Source organism: Vibrio sp. R15-SG3-ISO1A, from assembly GCF_059833955.1.
This window is the reverse complement of the sequence record NZ_JCBDGH010000030.1, coordinates 201,264-217,354: the sequence shown is the minus strand read 5'-3', so window position 1 is coordinate 217,354 and position 16,091 is coordinate 201,264. Positions and strand designations below refer to the sequence as shown.

At 48.1% G+C, this 16,091-nt stretch carries 12 protein-coding genes, 1 tRNA gene and 1 riboswitch; of the genes, 11 read left to right on the top strand and 2 right to left on the bottom strand.

Annotated features, from left to right (window positions below; genetic code table 11):
* Window positions 1-49 precede the first annotated feature (49 nt).
* Complete coding sequence (locus tag AC6R0L_RS04245; protein WP_500628342.1) at window positions 50-1,282, bottom strand: L-lactate MFS transporter; 1,233 nt, start codon at window positions 1,280-1,282, stop codon at window positions 50-52.
* 429 nt (window positions 1,283-1,711) lie between these two features.
* Between AC6R0L_RS04245 and AC6R0L_RS04240 the strand changes: the two genes are divergently transcribed.
* From AC6R0L_RS04240 to AC6R0L_RS04230, 3 genes are all read left to right on the top strand, one after another.
* Complete coding sequence (locus AC6R0L_RS04240; RefSeq protein ID WP_500628341.1) at window positions 1,712-2,251, top strand: DUF3332 domain-containing protein; 540 nt, start codon at window positions 1,712-1,714, stop codon at window positions 2,249-2,251.
* A gap of 226 nt (window positions 2,252-2,477) precedes the next feature.
* Window positions 2,478-4,478 carry a HAMP domain-containing methyl-accepting chemotaxis protein gene (locus AC6R0L_RS04235; protein ID WP_500628340.1) on the top strand — a complete coding sequence of 667 codons (2,001 nt, stop codon included), beginning with the start codon at window positions 2,478-2,480 and terminating at the stop codon, window positions 4,476-4,478.
* 207 nt (window positions 4,479-4,685) lie between these two features.
* A complete protein-coding gene (locus AC6R0L_RS04230; RefSeq protein WP_500628339.1) occupies window positions 4,686-6,059 on the top strand; it encodes a transporter substrate-binding domain-containing diguanylate cyclase in 1,374 nt (457 codons plus the stop codon).
* Between the two features lie 42 nt (window positions 6,060-6,101).
* On the opposite strand, the gene AC6R0L_RS04225 is transcribed toward AC6R0L_RS04230, so the two are convergent.
* A complete protein-coding gene (locus AC6R0L_RS04225; protein ID WP_487903396.1) occupies window positions 6,102-6,623 on the bottom strand; it encodes a DUF2058 domain-containing protein in 522 nt (173 codons plus the stop codon).
* 238 nt (window positions 6,624-6,861) lie between these two features.
* On the opposite strand from AC6R0L_RS04225, the gene AC6R0L_RS04220 reads away from it, so the two are divergent.
* The 8 genes from AC6R0L_RS04220 (at window position 6,862) to uca (ending at window position 16,046) form a co-directional block, all read left to right on the top strand.
* A tRNA-Gly gene (locus AC6R0L_RS04220) sits at window positions 6,862-6,936 on the top strand.
* A 378-nt stretch (window positions 6,937-7,314) separates the two neighbouring features.
* Window positions 7,315-7,809: a P-loop nucleotide/nucleoside kinase family protein gene (locus AC6R0L_RS04215; protein ID WP_500625254.1), complete on the top strand. Its 495-nt coding sequence runs from the start codon at window positions 7,315-7,317 to the stop codon at window positions 7,807-7,809.
* Window positions 7,810-8,018: 209 nt separating this feature from the next.
* Window positions 8,019-8,116, top strand: a riboswitch (guanidine-I (ykkC/yxkD leader).
* Between the two features lie 64 nt (window positions 8,117-8,180).
* Window positions 8,181-9,260, top strand: coding sequence for a putative urea ABC transporter substrate-binding protein (locus AC6R0L_RS04210; RefSeq protein ID WP_500628338.1), 1,080 nt, complete (start codon window positions 8,181-8,183; stop codon window positions 9,258-9,260).
* 33 nt (window positions 9,261-9,293) lie between these two features.
* Window positions 9,294-10,124 (top strand): ABC transporter permease, encoded by an 831-nt coding sequence (locus AC6R0L_RS04205; protein ID WP_500625256.1) that lies wholly within the window; start codon window positions 9,294-9,296, stop codon window positions 10,122-10,124.
* Window positions 10,117-10,923, top strand: coding sequence for an ABC transporter ATP-binding protein (locus AC6R0L_RS04200; protein WP_500628337.1), 807 nt, complete (start codon window positions 10,117-10,119; stop codon window positions 10,921-10,923). Before AC6R0L_RS04205 ends, AC6R0L_RS04200 begins: the two co-directional genes overlap by 8 nt.
* Before the next feature lie 10 nt (window positions 10,924-10,933).
* Window positions 10,934-11,698, top strand: a complete 765-nt coding sequence (locus AC6R0L_RS04195) for an urea amidolyase associated protein UAAP1 (RefSeq protein ID WP_500628336.1) — start codon at window positions 10,934-10,936, stop codon at window positions 11,696-11,698.
* 11 nt (window positions 11,699-11,709) lie between these two features.
* On the top strand, window positions 11,710-12,348 hold the full coding sequence (locus AC6R0L_RS04190) for an urea amidolyase associated protein UAAP2 (RefSeq protein ID WP_500628335.1): 639 nt from the start codon (window positions 11,710-11,712) through the stop codon (window positions 12,346-12,348).
* Window positions 12,349-12,455: 107 nt separating this feature from the next.
* Window positions 12,456-16,046: an urea carboxylase gene (uca, locus tag AC6R0L_RS04185; RefSeq protein ID WP_500628334.1), complete on the top strand. Its 3,591-nt coding sequence runs from the start codon at window positions 12,456-12,458 to the stop codon at window positions 16,044-16,046.
* The last annotated feature ends 45 nt before the right edge of the window (window positions 16,047-16,091 follow it).

Sequence of the window (16,091 nt, the reverse complement as noted above, 5' to 3'; positions counted from 1 at the left end):
AAAAAAGGCTTACCGATCAGGGTAAGCCTTTTGCAAAACAAATCAATGTTTAGGCGTTTTTCAACTCAGCAACTTTCGCTTCAGATAGCGGTTTGGTCACTAGCGCTAGCACGATACAAACCCCCATCATGACTGCTGAGATGGTGTAGGCAAGGCCGTATGCTTCGCCGTGCGTCATCGAGAAACCAACGACTGCCGCACCAATTGCACCGCCGATACCCCATGCAGTGTAGAGTACGCCGTAGTTCGTGCCGTAATTTTTCAGGCCGTAGAATTCCGCTGTCAAGGTTGGGAATACCGCTAGCAGTGTACCGTAACCCACCGCTGCGATCGCCGTACCGATGATCAGTGTGAACTCTGATTTGAAGGTGGCGAAAAGCACCATGTTGATGCCTTGCAACACGAATGCGAGAAGCAGAGTGCGCACACCACCAATTTTGTCAGCCAAGATACCCGCAGCAACACGACCGCCAGAGTTAAAGACCGCAAGGATAGACGCTAGGTAAACCGCATTTGGCAGGTTTGCTTGAACACTTGCGATGGTGGTGATGTTACCAATGATCATCAAACCTACAGACGCGGCAAACGCGTACATAACCCAAAGCGAGTAGAACTGAGGCGTTTTCAGCATTGCTTTCCAAGACAAGTTCTCAGAGGTTTTTACTGCTTTTGGCGCCGCGCCCGCTTTTACTTTTGGTTCTGCTGGCGTGTAGCCTGCTGGTGGGTTGTTGATGGTGGCTGCAAGAGGAACCGCAATCGCCAGTACACCGGCACCAAGCACCATAAAGCTGGTCTGAATGCCCATGTTGTCAATCAGCGCAGACGTCACAGGAGCAAGATAAATTGCCGCCAAGCCAAAGCCTGCTGCGATCAAACCATTAACCATACCTTTCTTCGACGAGTGGAACCACTTCATCGCCGATGGAGACAAACATGCATAACCAAAACCGATACCGGCACCGGTAATGACACCAAAGGTGATGTTAAGCATCAGCGGGGTGGTCGCAAAACCAGACGCAATCATACCTAGACCAGTCAGTACTGTACCTAGAATTAGGATCAGACGTGGACCCATGCGATCTTGAAGAATGCCTGCAACTAAAAGACAGATAGAGAAAGTGATGGTTGCAGTGGCATAAGGGGCAGAAGCTTCAGCGGCGCTCCAGCCTGCTTCTGTGACGAGTGCCTTGTTAAATACGCTCCAAGCATACAAGATGCCAAGGCAGAGGTTGATACAGAAACCTGCTAGCAGGATGCGTGATGCTTTATCAATCTTGCTCATTATTCTTCTCTGTGAGTCTCTTCTGGGGGAAGAGGCGGGTTAATGGCGGAATACTCAAATTTTGTTTGCGTTTATCAACATAAGACGCAACGGGCGCGAATTATAACCAATCTATATGTGATTGGAATCTCTTTTTGGGACAAAATAGAAAATAAATATTGAGATGTTAAGCGTTTGTTTTGTTGTTAAAAATGGCGCAACAATTGATGACTGTTCTGGTTACAATTTGCGCGGTTTATGACCTAAGTTGTCAGTGGGCTATTGGTGTGACGTGTAGGATAAGCACTACTTATCTTGTCGGGATAATAGAAGTGCTGATTAATTAGACACTTAACATGTCAGTATTCGGTAAAAAGTTGATGCGATCTCTTTCAAACCGATGACTCTGTCGTTAGCATGCGCGCCATCATCAACAATGGAACGACAATAATGAAATCAAGCAAAGTAAAAGTCGCGGTGATTGCCGCGTTAGGCGTTAGCACACTGACGGGTTGTATGGGACAAATGGCGACAACTGGGCTTGTCACTAAATTCAACCTAGAAGCGGTAGATAACCGCTACGGCCGTGAAGGTTTGTTTGTTTTGCTGTCACCGGTTTACGGTATTGCCAGTGTCGCTGACCTGTTTATCGTCAACGCGGTGGAGTTTTGGACGGGCACTAACCCAATCACTGGGAAGTCTCCTGCGGTAGTGGATACGCCAACCGACAACTACATCAAGGTAAACGATAAGTTGGACAAGTCTCTAACGGATGTCCCGCTTTCCAGTACGAACGAGATTGAAAGTACAACGATTCAATCCATTGACGCCAACACCGTACAAATGGACATCGCTTACCTAGATGGAACAAGCAAAACGCTTACCGGCGTTAAAGGTGATGAGAGTGTGGCGTTTTACTTGAATGATGAGTTGATCACAACTGTATCAAACCAAGAATTAGAACAGTACGTGGTGAGCACGCACATCTAATCGAGTCTCGCCCTGGAGCCTTCTGGGGCGATTTTTGTGTTCTATCACGTCTATAAGTCTATTATCCGAGTCAACGCCTGCCACACTGGTCCTCAGATTTAACGCCTTTTCGATCGCGCATCACTATTCCCACCTAAACGAAAGTAGTAAGTTTTTGTTTACCATTGTTTAACAATCCGGTTGAACAGGATATAGTTGCAGCGAAACTAACTTTAGGAGTTTAAGGATGAAACTCACGATATCAGGGAAGTTACGTCTTAGTTTTGTGTCACTTGCAGTACTTTTTATCGTATCCGCTTTGTTTATTTTTCGCAGTGTTAACACTGTAGAGCTGCATACCGATTCGCTGCTATCGACCGATCTTCCGACGGTCGATGCTGCGCGTTCTATTCAGCAATCACTTCAAGCCACTGTATCGACGTTACGTGCCTATATGCTATTGGGCGGCGACGAGCGTGTCGGAGAGCAACAGTTCCAGCAGTTACAGCGAGCGATGGAGGGCCTGAATAACGCCTTGCCTACACTTGAGCCGTTAGTGAGTGAGGCGCAATACCAGCAGATCAATGCGGCTTGGCAGAATACCGGCGCACTATTTTCACGTATCGCCCAACTCAGTCACAGTGACGAAAATTTACCTGCTCACTCTTTGTTTATCTATGAAGCGGCACCGATTGCTGAAGTGGCGTTGGATCAGTTGCAGGGCCTGATTAACGATGAAGCGGGCAATAAAGAGGGCGGAGAGCGCAAGCGCCTGTTCCGCTTGTACGCAGACAGTTATACCTCATTTGCAAATGCGCTGTCGGCGATGCGAGATTTTCTCCAATATGGCAAACAAGAGCACTTAGACAAGTACCATGAGTGGCTTGACCTGCATGCCAAACCAGTCAATGAAATTGAATCTAAACTCACCTTACTGTCGAGCAGTGATCAAGGTTTGTGGGAGCTGTTTAAAGAGATGCAGCAGCTCTACTATCCATTAGCGGATCAAGTGGTTGCACTGCGACTCTCCACCGATTGGAACCAGGCAAACCAAGTGATGGCCAACGAGCTGATTCCTGCGGTGGATGATCTAGACCGTCAGCTTGAAGCCTTGATCGAGATACAACAGCAAAAAGCGGACATAAGCGGTGAGGGGATATTTACCTCCGTGACGACAGTCATCAGTGTGTTGGTTGGTTCAATCATTGCTGTAGTGATTGTGGCGGTGAGCTTGTCACAAGCGATGGGCAATAACATCGGCCGCCGTTTGAAAATTGTTTCCAAGCGCGCGCAGGCCATAGCCTCGGGGGATGTCTCTCAATCCCCATTGCGTATCGAAGGGAGCGATGAGCTCGCGAGCTTGATGCTATCAATCAATACCATGAACAAGGCGCTGAATGAGATTGTTCATGGTGTATCAAGCAAGGCTCAGTCGGTCAACGACAGCATGAATGACCTACTCAAAGCCAACCAAAAGACCGCGTCTCAAGTGGCGCTACAAAAAGAGAAAATGAGCGATGTTGGCAATCAACTGGCCGATGTTAGTGAGAGTGCCCAAACCACTTCAGTTCAAGTGCAGCAATCGGCTGAGAGTTTGGCGCAATCACGCCAGCAGATTCGACTCGGTGGTGAAGCACTCGAACACAATCGTACCACAGTGGATGAGCTGCACAGTCGTATTGAAGCGGCCAATCTGCGAGTTGCTGAGTTGAGTAAAGAGAGTGAAGCGATTGGCCGCGTAACAGAGGTGATTGAAGGACTCGCGGAGCAAACCAATCTACTGGCGTTGAATGCAGCGATAGAAGCGGCGCGAGCGGGTGAGTACGGGCGCGGTTTTGCGGTAGTGGCTGATGAGGTGCGTTTGCTTGCCTCAAGAACCACGGAATCGACCTCTGAAATCAACGCTATCGTCAATGCGATTCAGACGTCGACCTCTCAAGTGGTCAGTGAGATAGAACAAAGCCGCCATCTAGCGCAGCAAGGCGCCGCGCAAACCCAACAAGCCTATGGGACGCTCAGCCAGACGACCGACCAAATCGAACAGGTGAGCCAACAAATGAATGCCTTGTTGGATGCCGCGCAAAGACAATCTTCAGCAACGCAAGAGATACAGTCGATCATGGCACAGGTGATCGCATCCGCAGAAGACGTGGCGACGATTTCTGTGTCGTCCTCACAGGTCACGGATACCGTCAAGCAAGGCATTTCTGATCTTAATGGCGAGATGCAGCGTTTTAAAACTGAGTAATAGACGCGTAGCGCAAACGTGGTGGGGTAATGCCCCCACTTGTTTAGTGAGATCCAATTCTCAATTATGTGTATTGTTGCACTAAGTTTGTGGGTAATTCACGATGGGCGCAGGAAAAGCGTGCTGACGTCGTCTATACATTAACCGTTGAGTGAAGTATTGAAGCTCAAGCAATGCATGCTTGAGCTTTTTCGTTTAGGGGATGATGTGCGTCAGTTATTTGTACTGGTTCTAGTGTTGTTGGCTAAATCGGTGTATGCCGACCACGCGGAAACGATAGTCGTGACTAATTCTAAAGCCTGGAAGCCTTTTTCGTTTCTCAATCAGAAAGGGGAGCCGGATGGGATTTTGGTTGATTACTGGCGCAAATATGGCGAGTTGAACAAGGTCAACGTCGAGTTTTTACTTGTGGACTGGCAAGCTTCATTGGATGCGATGAAAAGCGGTGACGCCGACATCCATGCCGGTCTGCTCTGGTCAGAGAGTCGAGATCAATATCTTGAGTATGGCCCGAGTATTATGAAGATCGATACCCAGCTCTATGTCCATCAATCGCTCATCACTCAAGACATTGATGAGTTTATGCGTGGCGACCACAATCATCGCGTCGGTGTGGTTGCCGGTGGTTACGAAGAGTCTTTTACCCGACGCAAATTCCCCGGCTTAGATGTCATGAGTTTTGCCAACAACCAGCTGATGATTGATGCCGCGTTTAATGGCCAAATTTCCGCCTTTGTTTCTGATCTTCAGGTCGCGAATTTTTATCTCTACAGCAGCGATGAACCTCACCGCTTTATTGGTGTTCGTCATCTTTACTCCGGCGACTTACGCCCTGCCGTGGCGGAAGGGGAGCGCGACCTCTATGACACAATCATCAGCAACCTCAAGCGTTTTAGTGAGGACGACAAAAACCAAATATTACAGCGCTGGATGTACGTCAGTACCGTCTACCCTAAATATTTGGTGCCGCTGATTGTTTTTGTCTGTACGTTGACGGCGCTTGGCTACATTGTGCTACTTAAAGTGACGGTGAAGCGGAAAACGGTGCAGCTGGAAGCAGCCAATCGTCGGTTGAAAAAGTTGAGTGAACAAGATGAGTTGACTGGGATCAGCAACCGCCGTCATCTTATCCGTGAGTTCAACCGCGCCATCAGTCGAAGCCACCCACTGGCGATCATCATTTTTGATATTGATGACTTTAAGCAGGTCAACGACACCTTTGGTCACCAAATAGGGGACTGCGTGATCCAAAATGTGGCGTGGGCGGCGCGAGACGCCATTAGCAAACATTGCTTGCTAGGCAGGATCGGCGGAGAAGAGTTTGCTGTGTTGGTGTTTGGTGAAACGTCGAATAAAGTTCGGTTAATTGCCCATCAGATTTGTGACAATGTCCGCCTTGTTGACTGCTGTATCGAAGGCGCACGCCACGTGACTGTGAGCGTGGGCTGCGCAATGTACCCGAAGACCTACAAGGGCATTACTCTATCCGATGCGGACCACTTAATGTATGAGGCAAAAGCCAAGGGTAAAGACTGTGTTGTCAGTCGAACGATAGAGGCGTCGACCACTGAGCAAGAGTAGCGAACTCACGATGGGCAAGTTCGCTGTTTAGGTTGGCGTTAATTACCACATTAAATCATCAGGGACGACAAATTCTGCATATGGGTCGTCTTCTGCGATGGTCTCTTCATCCGCTTCTTTTTGATCGACGATGACACTCTCATCACGCTGAGCAATTTTGTTTGCAACACTACTTGGAATCACAACGTAAGACTCATCTTCGCGTACAATTGCAAGAATGCCTTTACTGAGCTGGGTTCGCACCAGTTCCGTCACGTAGAGAGATTTGACCAATGTGCCATCAGTAAAGTTGTACTTAATTTCACCATCGCCCAAGTCTAGTTTGTTCATCTGGATCAGTTGTTTCACTTGGGCACGAATCTCTTTGCTTAAGCGCTGTTCGTTTTGTTCTTTGCTGAGCGCTTTATCACGTTCAACTTGCGCTTTTTTTTGCTCTTCGACGGCGGCTTTCACTTCACGTGCTTGAACACGCGATTTTTTTGAGCCTTTCTTGGCTTTCTTGAGTTTCTTCTCATTGACTAAGCCAGCTTTGAGCATTTGCTCTTGAAGGGTGAGTTTTGCCATGGCAATCAGTTCTCGGATAGCTATCTAAAATTGGCTATATTCTAGCGAGCAAAACACGACAAATAAAGGATACCGACCGAATTGGGTGAGCCGCCCAACCCAGAAAAAGGGCAAAGAGACGATGCGTCGATGAAAGTTTGTCCGTTACGTACAAAAAGCGTCCGAACGAGCTAAATAACTGGAAATTAGGCTTTTCTTTTTCATCGGATATGGCATAGTAAACACGCTTTCCGAAGATGCGTACTTCGTATAATGGCTATTACCTCAGCCTTCCAAGCTGATGATGCGGGTTCGATTCCCGCAGTACGCTCCAATCATTCCCAAACAATATTTTTACCCCAACCTATTGAATATTAAGCGCTTTGTTGCGTGTTTTTTCATGTCTGAAATTCAAGCTCGGGACGTTGCCTATTATGTCGGTGGCCTAATTTGGTGTCCCCCTCTATTGCGAATAGGTCTTAGGTGTCGTTAAAGGTACTATAACCTCACTTTCTTCAGCCCATCATTGCTTAAATTTATCGATAGGGTAGAAATCATCCCCTCGGCGTATATTGAAAGCGTCGAGAAACATGTTGGCCATCGGCAAGCTACTATTCATACTGGATCAAGTTGAGTGGTAAGGACGTACGGCTAGAGTGTTGCGATCGCGCACCTCACACCTTTGTTGGATATTATTAGCTAAAGAGAAATTATGACCAAGATCTATTTCGTATGCGGTTTTATCGGCTCAGGTAAAACGACTTACTCCAAGGAACTAGCAAAAAAGTATGGGGCTTTTCGTTTCTCCATAGATGAATGGATGATTCCTTTATACGGTGAGCATATGGAGCGTGAACTCTTCGACAGTCGTTTAGCTGCGCTTCAAGACTTGTTTAAAGATTCTGCTCTTCAGCTTTTTACTCTCGGTGTACCAGTTATTTTCGATTTTGGTTTCTGGCGCAAATTTGACCGGGATACTTTTATTCGCTGGGCATCAGAAAAGGGGGTTGAGAGTGAAGTGCATTACCTTGACGTACCTTTTGAAACATGTCGGCAAAGGGCGCTTTTGCGCAATTCAAATTTGGATGCCAAGTCGTATGAAATGACACCTGAAATGTTGGAGTTGTTCTGGTCTTGGTTTGAAATACCACTATCGGATGAAAATGTTGTTTGGGTTTATCAGGATACTCAATCATGCATGGAATAAGGCGTTAAAGAGTGACCGGATTGTCAATGCACCAATGTAGGGCTTATGCACCAGCATGATCTCATTGAGAGAGGTTGAGTGAAGCGAATCGATTTTAAGTTGTTGATTTTATATGTCTTAATGGTTGGCATGAGTTTTGTAATACTCTATATAAGTTCACAAGAGCGCATAGTTAGCGGTTAATGTTGTCTGGCTAACATACAATTTGGAAAATAGACATCTAGGGTTCCGGCTGTTGAAACAGTGTCTGGGTCAAGAGTTGTCAACCTCGTAAGAGGTCACACGGAGGGATAGAAGCCCGGGAGATTGAACCAAACTTATTGGTTGCGTCTCTTGTGTTGATATTCAGTGACCTCATGGAGGAGATTCAAATGAAAGCTCAAATCAAAAACAGCCTACTCGCATCGGTTGTCGGCACTTCGCTACTGGCATCCGCTTTTTCACCTATAGTACTCGCTCAAGAGAAAGAGAAAGAGAAATTTACGCTGGCTTGGTCCATCTATGTTGGTTGGATGCCGTGGGATTATGCCGACCATGCTGGGATCATTGACAAATGGGCAGACAAATATGGCATTGACATCGATGTCGTGCAGGTGAATGACTATATAGAGTCGATCAACCAGTTCACGACAGGTCAGTTCGATGCCACTGTGATGACCAATATGGACGCATTAACGATTCCCGCTGCAAGTGGTGTGGACTCTACTGCTCTTGTGGTCGGTGATTTCTCCAATGGGAATGACGGTATTGTCCTTAAAGGGGACAAGCAACTTGAAGACCTAAAAGGCCAATCGATCAACCTAGTCGAGTTGAGTGTTTCTCACTACTTGATGGCTCGTGCATTAGAAAGTGTCGGCTTGAGTGAGCGTGATGTGAAAGTGGTGAACACCTCTGACGCTGATCTTGTTGCTGCGTTTAGCACAAGTGAAGTGACATCTGTTGTGACTTGGAACCCCCTTCTTAGCGAAATTACTTCTCAGCCAGACACCTCTTTTGTTTTTGACTCTTCTGATATTCCTGGCGAAATCATTGATCTACTCGTCGTCAATACAGAGACGTTACAAAGTAACCCCGCATTAGGTAAAGCATTAACGGGCGCATGGTATGAGATCATGTCAATCATGCAATCACCTGAACAGGGCGATGAAGCCAAATCATATATGGCGCAAGCGTCAGGGACAGATCTTGATGGCTACAAGTCTCAACTCCAAGCGACCAACATGTTCTACTCAGCAGATGAGGCGGTCAGCTTTACGCAAAGCCCTAAACTGGCAGAAACGATGCAAAAAGTCAGTGAGTTTTCGTTTGAACATGGATTACTTGGCGAAGGTGCGCCTGATGCGGGCTTCATTGGTGTAGAAACACCAACGGGTGTGTTCGGTGACCCTAGCAACGTCAAGCTCCGATTTACTTCTGAATTCATGCAGATGGCAGCGGACAACACGCTGTAACCTCACCATTCGGTCGTTGTAATTGGAGTCATTATGACCAAAGTAATTAACCGTCACCCGTCTAAACTTGGGCGGGTTATGCTCGGCGTGATGCCTTTTCTTATCCTGCTTGCCGTCTATGTGACGGCATCGGATGCGAGATTGGCGGCGAACTCCGCGGACAAATTGCTGCCAGCCTTCAGCAGTTTTGCTGATGCCATTGATAGAATGGCATTTACCCCAAGTCGAAGAACGGGTGAATACCTGATGTGGACGGACACCTTTGCAAGCCTTGCACGGCTGGGCTGGGGGATTGGTCTCAGTGCCCTTATCGGTCTGTCATTGGGCATAGCGACCGGGATCGTTCCTTTAATGCGCGCGTCGCTATCACCGGTGATCACGGCTGTATCACTGATACCACCTATGGCGATTTTGCCGATTTTGTTTATTTCATTCGGAGTAGGTGAATTGTCCAAGGTCGTGCTGATTGTCATCGGTGTGTGCCCAATCATCATTAGGGACATTCAACTTCGAGTGCAAAGCTTGCCGGATGAACAGCTCATAAAGGCTCAGACTTTAGGTGCGAACAGTTGGCAAATTATCGTGCGAGTGATCCTTCCGCAGATTATGCCCAAACTGATTGAAGCGGTTCGCCTAACCTTGGGTAGCGCATGGCTGTTTCTGATTGCTGCCGAAGCGATAGTCGCTACCGAAGGCTTGGGCTATCGTATCTTCTTAGTACGCCGTTATCTATCGATGGATGTGATTCTGCCGTACGTGTTGTGGATTACTCTCTTAGCTTACAGCATGGACTGGTTGCTGCGTCTAGCATCAAAAAAACTCAGCCCTTGGTATCACCAGTCACAAGGAGAGAGCCATGGTTAACTCGACGACGAACAAAGAAAACTCCCCTCCGATCATTCAAGTCAAACAGGTTTGGAAAGAGTATGGCGACAACATCGTTTTAGAGCGTTTAAACCTTACGGTTCATGAAGGGGATTTTGTCAGTATTGTAGGCGCCTCTGGGTGCGGTAAAACCACATTCCTCAATATGTTGCTCGGTACCGAAACACCCTCAAGAGGACAAGTACTATTGGATGGCGAACCTTTGACTCAAGAACCTGGAGTCGAACGAGGCATCGTTTTTCAAAAGTACTCTGTATTCCCACACTTAACAGCACTTGAGAATGTCATGCTCGGTTATGAGTTTGAGTCGAATAGTCTTTCTAGCCGCACGCTGGGACGACTGTTTGGCTCGAAGAAGCAGCAGGCCAAAGAGCAGGCATTAAAGATGCTCGAGCAGGTTGGCCTTGTAGCGGCTCAAGATAAATACCCGCATGAGCTATCGGGTGGTATGAGGCAGCGACTCTCCATCGCTCAGGCGCTGATAAAAAGACCAAGAATTTTGTTGTTGGATGAACCGTTTGGCGCGCTGGATCCGGGGATTCGAAAAGATATGCATGTGTTAGTGAAGTCGCTGTGGAAAGAGCAAAATTTAACGGTGTTCATGATCACGCATGACCTGAGTGAAGGCTTCCATCTGGGCAACCGTTTATGGGTGTTTGATCATACTCGTCATGATGAGCAAGCGCCGGAGCGTTTTGGCGCGCAGGTCACATTTGATATCTCAACCGAGCAGTTGGACAACACGCCGCCAGACCAACTTTTTTCCAAAATTGCATAAGGAATAAAACATGTTAGCAAAACAGGATGTGATTTTTTCAGACACTCTGCCAGGGGCCGCGCATTGGTCAATGGTGGTACCCAAAGGGCGAACCGTACGCTTCATAGATATCGAGGGTGGTGCGAATTTGAGTGTGCTGTTCTACAACCCGGCTAATCTACTTGAGCGCTACAATGCGCCCGATACCTTGAAGTGCCAACATACGTTTAAGTTAACCCAAGGCCACTGTTTGTACTCTGATATGGGACGCATCTTCTGCTCGATTGTGCGCGATGATACCGGCTGGATTGATACGGTGTGTGGGGTCAGCAACAAACAAAAAGTTGCAGAAAAATGGGGTGAGCGGGACTACCAAACCCAACGCAATCAGTGGAAGCAAAATGGTTATGATGCGCTGTTGGTCGAGGTGGCTAAATACGGTTTAGGTAAGCGTGATTTGGCTGCGAACTTAAATCTATTTAGCAAAGTCGCCACCGATGAGGAGGGTAATCTTAACTACGACCCACAACACAGCAACGCGGGCGATAGCATTGAACTGCGATTTGAAATGGATACGTTGGTTGTGATGACCACTTGTCCACATCCACTTAATTCATCAAAAACCTACCCATACCAGCCCGTTGAGGTTTCGGTGTGGGAATCTGAGCCAATGCAAGATGACGATGCCTGTCTCACTCACCGGGAAGAGAACGAGCGAGGCTTTGAAAATAACCGCCGCTATGCAGCAACGGCAAGTCGAACGTTTGAACCATCAGCCACCCGCCAATGTTGCTAAAGGAGCAAAACATGATTGTAGAGAGCCAATTACCACTTAATGAAGCCCTATATCGTGACACCGTGCCAGCGGGTGATTACTACATGAAAGTCGTCAAAAAAGGGCAGACTGTGCGCATTCTTGATATTGAGGGTAACCAAGCCGCAGATACGCTGTTTTACAACGCCAATGACCCTTCAGAGCGTTACAGCGCGATGGATACGATTCGAGAGCAGGGCAATGTTTATCTAACCGCAGGCACGAAGATTTTATCTGATCAAGGCAATGTAATGCTTGAAATAGTGGCGGATACCTGTGGTCGACACGATACCTTGGGCGGCGCATGTGCGACTGAGAGCAACACAGTACGCTACTCAATAGACAAAAAGTGTATGCATGCTTGCCGTGATAGCTGGTTACTGGCGGTGGCTGAAAATGAGCAGTTTGGTATGTCGAAGCGCGACATCACCCATAATATTAACTTCTTTATGAATGTCCCCGTGACAGCCGAAGGCGGTCTGACTTTTGCCGACGGTATCAGTGGTGCAGGTAAATACGTGGAGCTAAAAGCTCACATGAACGTCATTGTGTTGATGTCAAACTGCCCACAATTGAACAATCCATGTAATGCCTACAACCCGACCCCCGTTGAGGTCATTATCTGGGAATAAAGGTTTGGCGATAACGTCAGCAAGCACGCTGTCGAACATGAGCAAGGGACGACCCTAACGAATGCTCTTTGTTGTTCCGGGACGACCCGGATTTTAGGGACGAAATTATGTTTAGTAAGGTATTGATTGCTAACCGTGGAGCCATTGCCTGTCGAGTTATCCGCACGTTAAAACACCTCAATATTGGCAGCGTTGCGATTTACAGCGAAGCCGATTCACACAGCCTCCATGTCGTCGGTGCTGATGAGGCGTTCTCTCTAGGACAAGGGGGCGCGACCGAGACCTACCTTGATCAAGATAAAATACTCTCCATTGCTAAAGAGTCGGGCGCGCAAGCGATTCATCCTGGTTACGGCTTTCTGAGTGAAAATCCAGAGTTCGTTGAACGCTGCGAAAAAGAAGGGTTGGTCTTTTTAGGGCCCACAGCAGAGCAAATGCGTGCGTTCGGACTAAAACACTCTGCACGCGACATTGCCACTCAAGCCCATGTTCCACTTCTCCCTGGCACGGGGTTGCTTAACGACAAGCAGCAAGCACTGCGTGAAGCGGAGAACATTGGGTATCCAGTGATGCTCAAAAGCACGGCGGGCGGTGGTGGTATCGGCATGCAGTGTTGCTTCACAAGCCAAGAGTTGGATGAGGCTTACGACAGCGTTAAACGATTAAGTGAGAACAATTTCAGCAACAGTGGCGTGTTCATCGAGAAGTTTATACAACAAGCACGCCACATCGAAGTCCAGATTTTTGGCGATGGGCAGGGCCATGTCGTTGCCTTGGGCGAGCGGGACTGCTCGGCGCAGCGCCGTAACCAAAAAGTCATTGAGGAAACCCCCGCGCCTAACCTCGACGATGAAACTCGATTTAAGCTGCAAGAGACCGCAGTGAAGTTGGCCGCTCAGGTGAATTACCGAAATGCAGGAACGGTGGAGTTTGTATTGGATGAGCAAACACAAGCCTTCTACTTCCTTGAGGTCAACACGCGTCTTCAGGTTGAACATGGTGTCACAGAAGAAGTGTTTGGTGTGGACCTTGTCGAGTGGATGGTTCGCCAAGGGGCAGAGCAACTCGACTTAACAACGCTGGGCGCGCACCTCAAATCACAAGGCCATTCGATTCAGGTTCGTCTCTATGCGGAAGATGCCAACAAGAACTTTCAACCTTGTGCCGGTCTATTGAGCCATGTTGAGTGGGCAGAGCAAGAGAATTTGCGCATTGAACACTGGATTGAAGCGGGCGTCGAAGTATCACCATTTTTTGACCCTATGCTGGCGAAAGTGATCGTTCATGCTGCCGATAGAGACACGGCTCTGGCTGAACTTAAACAAAGCTTAGACAAAAGTACTATTTACGGAATAGAGCACAACAAAGCGTACTTGAGCCAGCTCTTAGCGAGCGAACGGGTTAAGAAAGGCGAGGTGCTGACTCAATCTCTTAATAGCTTTGAGTTTAAGCCCAATACCTTTGATGTGATCAGCGGAGGTACCCAAACCACCATTCAAGACTACCCAGCACGAACAGGCTACTGGGACATTGGCGTGCCGCCTTCAGGTCCGATGGATAGCTTGAGCTTCCGTTTAGGCAATAGACTGCTGGGGAATGATGAATCCAGTGCCGGTCTGGAAATGATTGTTTCTGGTCCAACGTTAAAATTTAACCAAGACACTCGTATAGCTCTAACGGGTGCAACGATTCAAGCGACGCTTGATGATCAATTGGTTGCGATGAATGCGGCCATCGACATCAAAGCAGGACAAACGCTCAAACTCGGTAAAATACTCGATGGCGCTCGCACTTATCTCGCTGTTCAGGGGGGCATTGATTGTCCTCAATATCTTGGTAGCCGCTCAACCTTCACTTTAGGTCAATTTGGGGGCCATGCTGGGCGCGCATTGCTAGCGGGCGATGTGTTGCACATTCATCCCGTCGTTAAAGCGGGTAGCGCTGGAATTGGCTCACTTCCTCAGCCGATTTTCAACGGCGAGTGGCAGATTCGAGTGATCTATGGGCCGCACGGTGCGCCTGATTTTTTCACTCAGGAAGATATCGATACATTTTTTGATGCGCAGTGGAAAGTGCACTTTAACTCGAGCCGAACCGGTGTACGCTTAATTGGACCGAAACCAAATTGGGCGCGGGCTGACGGTGGCGAAGCGGGCCTTCATCCCTCTAACATTCACGATAATGCGTATGCGGTTGGTACCATCGATTTCACGGGTGACATGCCGGTTATCTTAGGGCCGGATGGGCCGAGCTTGGGAGGGTTCGTTTGCCCTGCCACCATCATCAAAGCCGATCTATGGAAAATGGGACAGCTCAAAGCAGGGGATAAGATTCGATTTATTCCGGTTACGCTAGAAAACGCCGAGTTAGCCGAGCGCGCGCAGCTGGCTCAAATTGAAGTCGGCGCTATTGATGAAATGGCGCTGCCAAGAGCAGATCTCGGCTCGCCCGTCATTAAAACAATACCAGCCAGTCAATATGGAGAACAGGTGGTATATCGACCCAGTGGCGAGGATTACCTGCTGGTGGAATATGGACCACAAAGACTCGATATTCGTCTGCGATTTCGAGCTCATGCTTTGATGCTGAAGCTTCAAGAGCGGCGGTTGCTAGGTGTAGAAGAACTGACTCCGGGTATACGTTCCCTGCAAATTCACTACGATAACCTTATGTTGCCAAGAGCGCAGTTGCTTGAAGAGCTAGAAAAAATTGAAGCAACGCTGGATAACATCGATGATCTCGCTGTCCCTGCTCGCGTAGTGCATTTGCCACTCTCTTGGGATGATGAAGCCACTCGGCTGGCGATACGTAAATACGATGAGATCGTACGTAAAGACGCACCTTGGTGCCCAGACAACATTGAGTTTATTCGCCGCATCAACGGGCTTGATTCAGTCGAGGACGTTAAGCGCATTGTGTTCGATGCCAGCTACTTAGTGATGGGCTTAGGGGATGTGTATCTTGGCGCGCCGGTCGCAACACCAATGGATCCTCGTCACCGCTTGGTCACGACTAAATATAATCCAGCACGTACTTGGACGCCTGAAAACGCGGTAGGCATTGGTGGCGCCTATTTGTGTGTCTACGGCATGGAAGGCCCCGGGGGGTATCAATTTGTCGGTCGCACTTTGCAAATGTGGAATCGCTACCGTCAAACAGAAGCCTTTACCAAGCCTTGGCTATTGCGCTTTTTTGACCAGATTAGGTTCTATGAAGTGAGTGCACAAGAGCTATTGGATATCCGTGAAAAGCATCCTTTAGGTCATTACCCAATCAAAATTGAACAGACAGAGTTTTCACTCGCGGACTATCAATCCACTCTTGATGACCATGCCGATGAAATAAAGCAAAGCAAAGCACGCCAGCAACAAGCATTTGAACAAGAGCGCCAACGCTGGGAAGAGTCTGGACAAGCGAATTTTGTCGCCACTGAAATTGAGCAGTCGAATGTACACACTGAGCTTGCAGAGGGACAAGAAGCCATTGAGAGTCATGTTGCTGGCAACATCTGGCAAGTGCTTGTCAAGCCTGGCCAAACGGTAAAAGAGAACGACGTCGTGATGATACTAGAAGCGATGAAGATGGAGCTTGAGGTGACAGCGAGTGTCTCTGGTGTGATTGACTCGATATGCCACGAGGCGGGCGCACAAGTCCATGCGGGTGAGCCACTGCTTGTCGTCAACACCTGCAAGGCATGATTCGGTTTTTGAGGATAGAAAAGATGACAGATTCAAATACAAGGT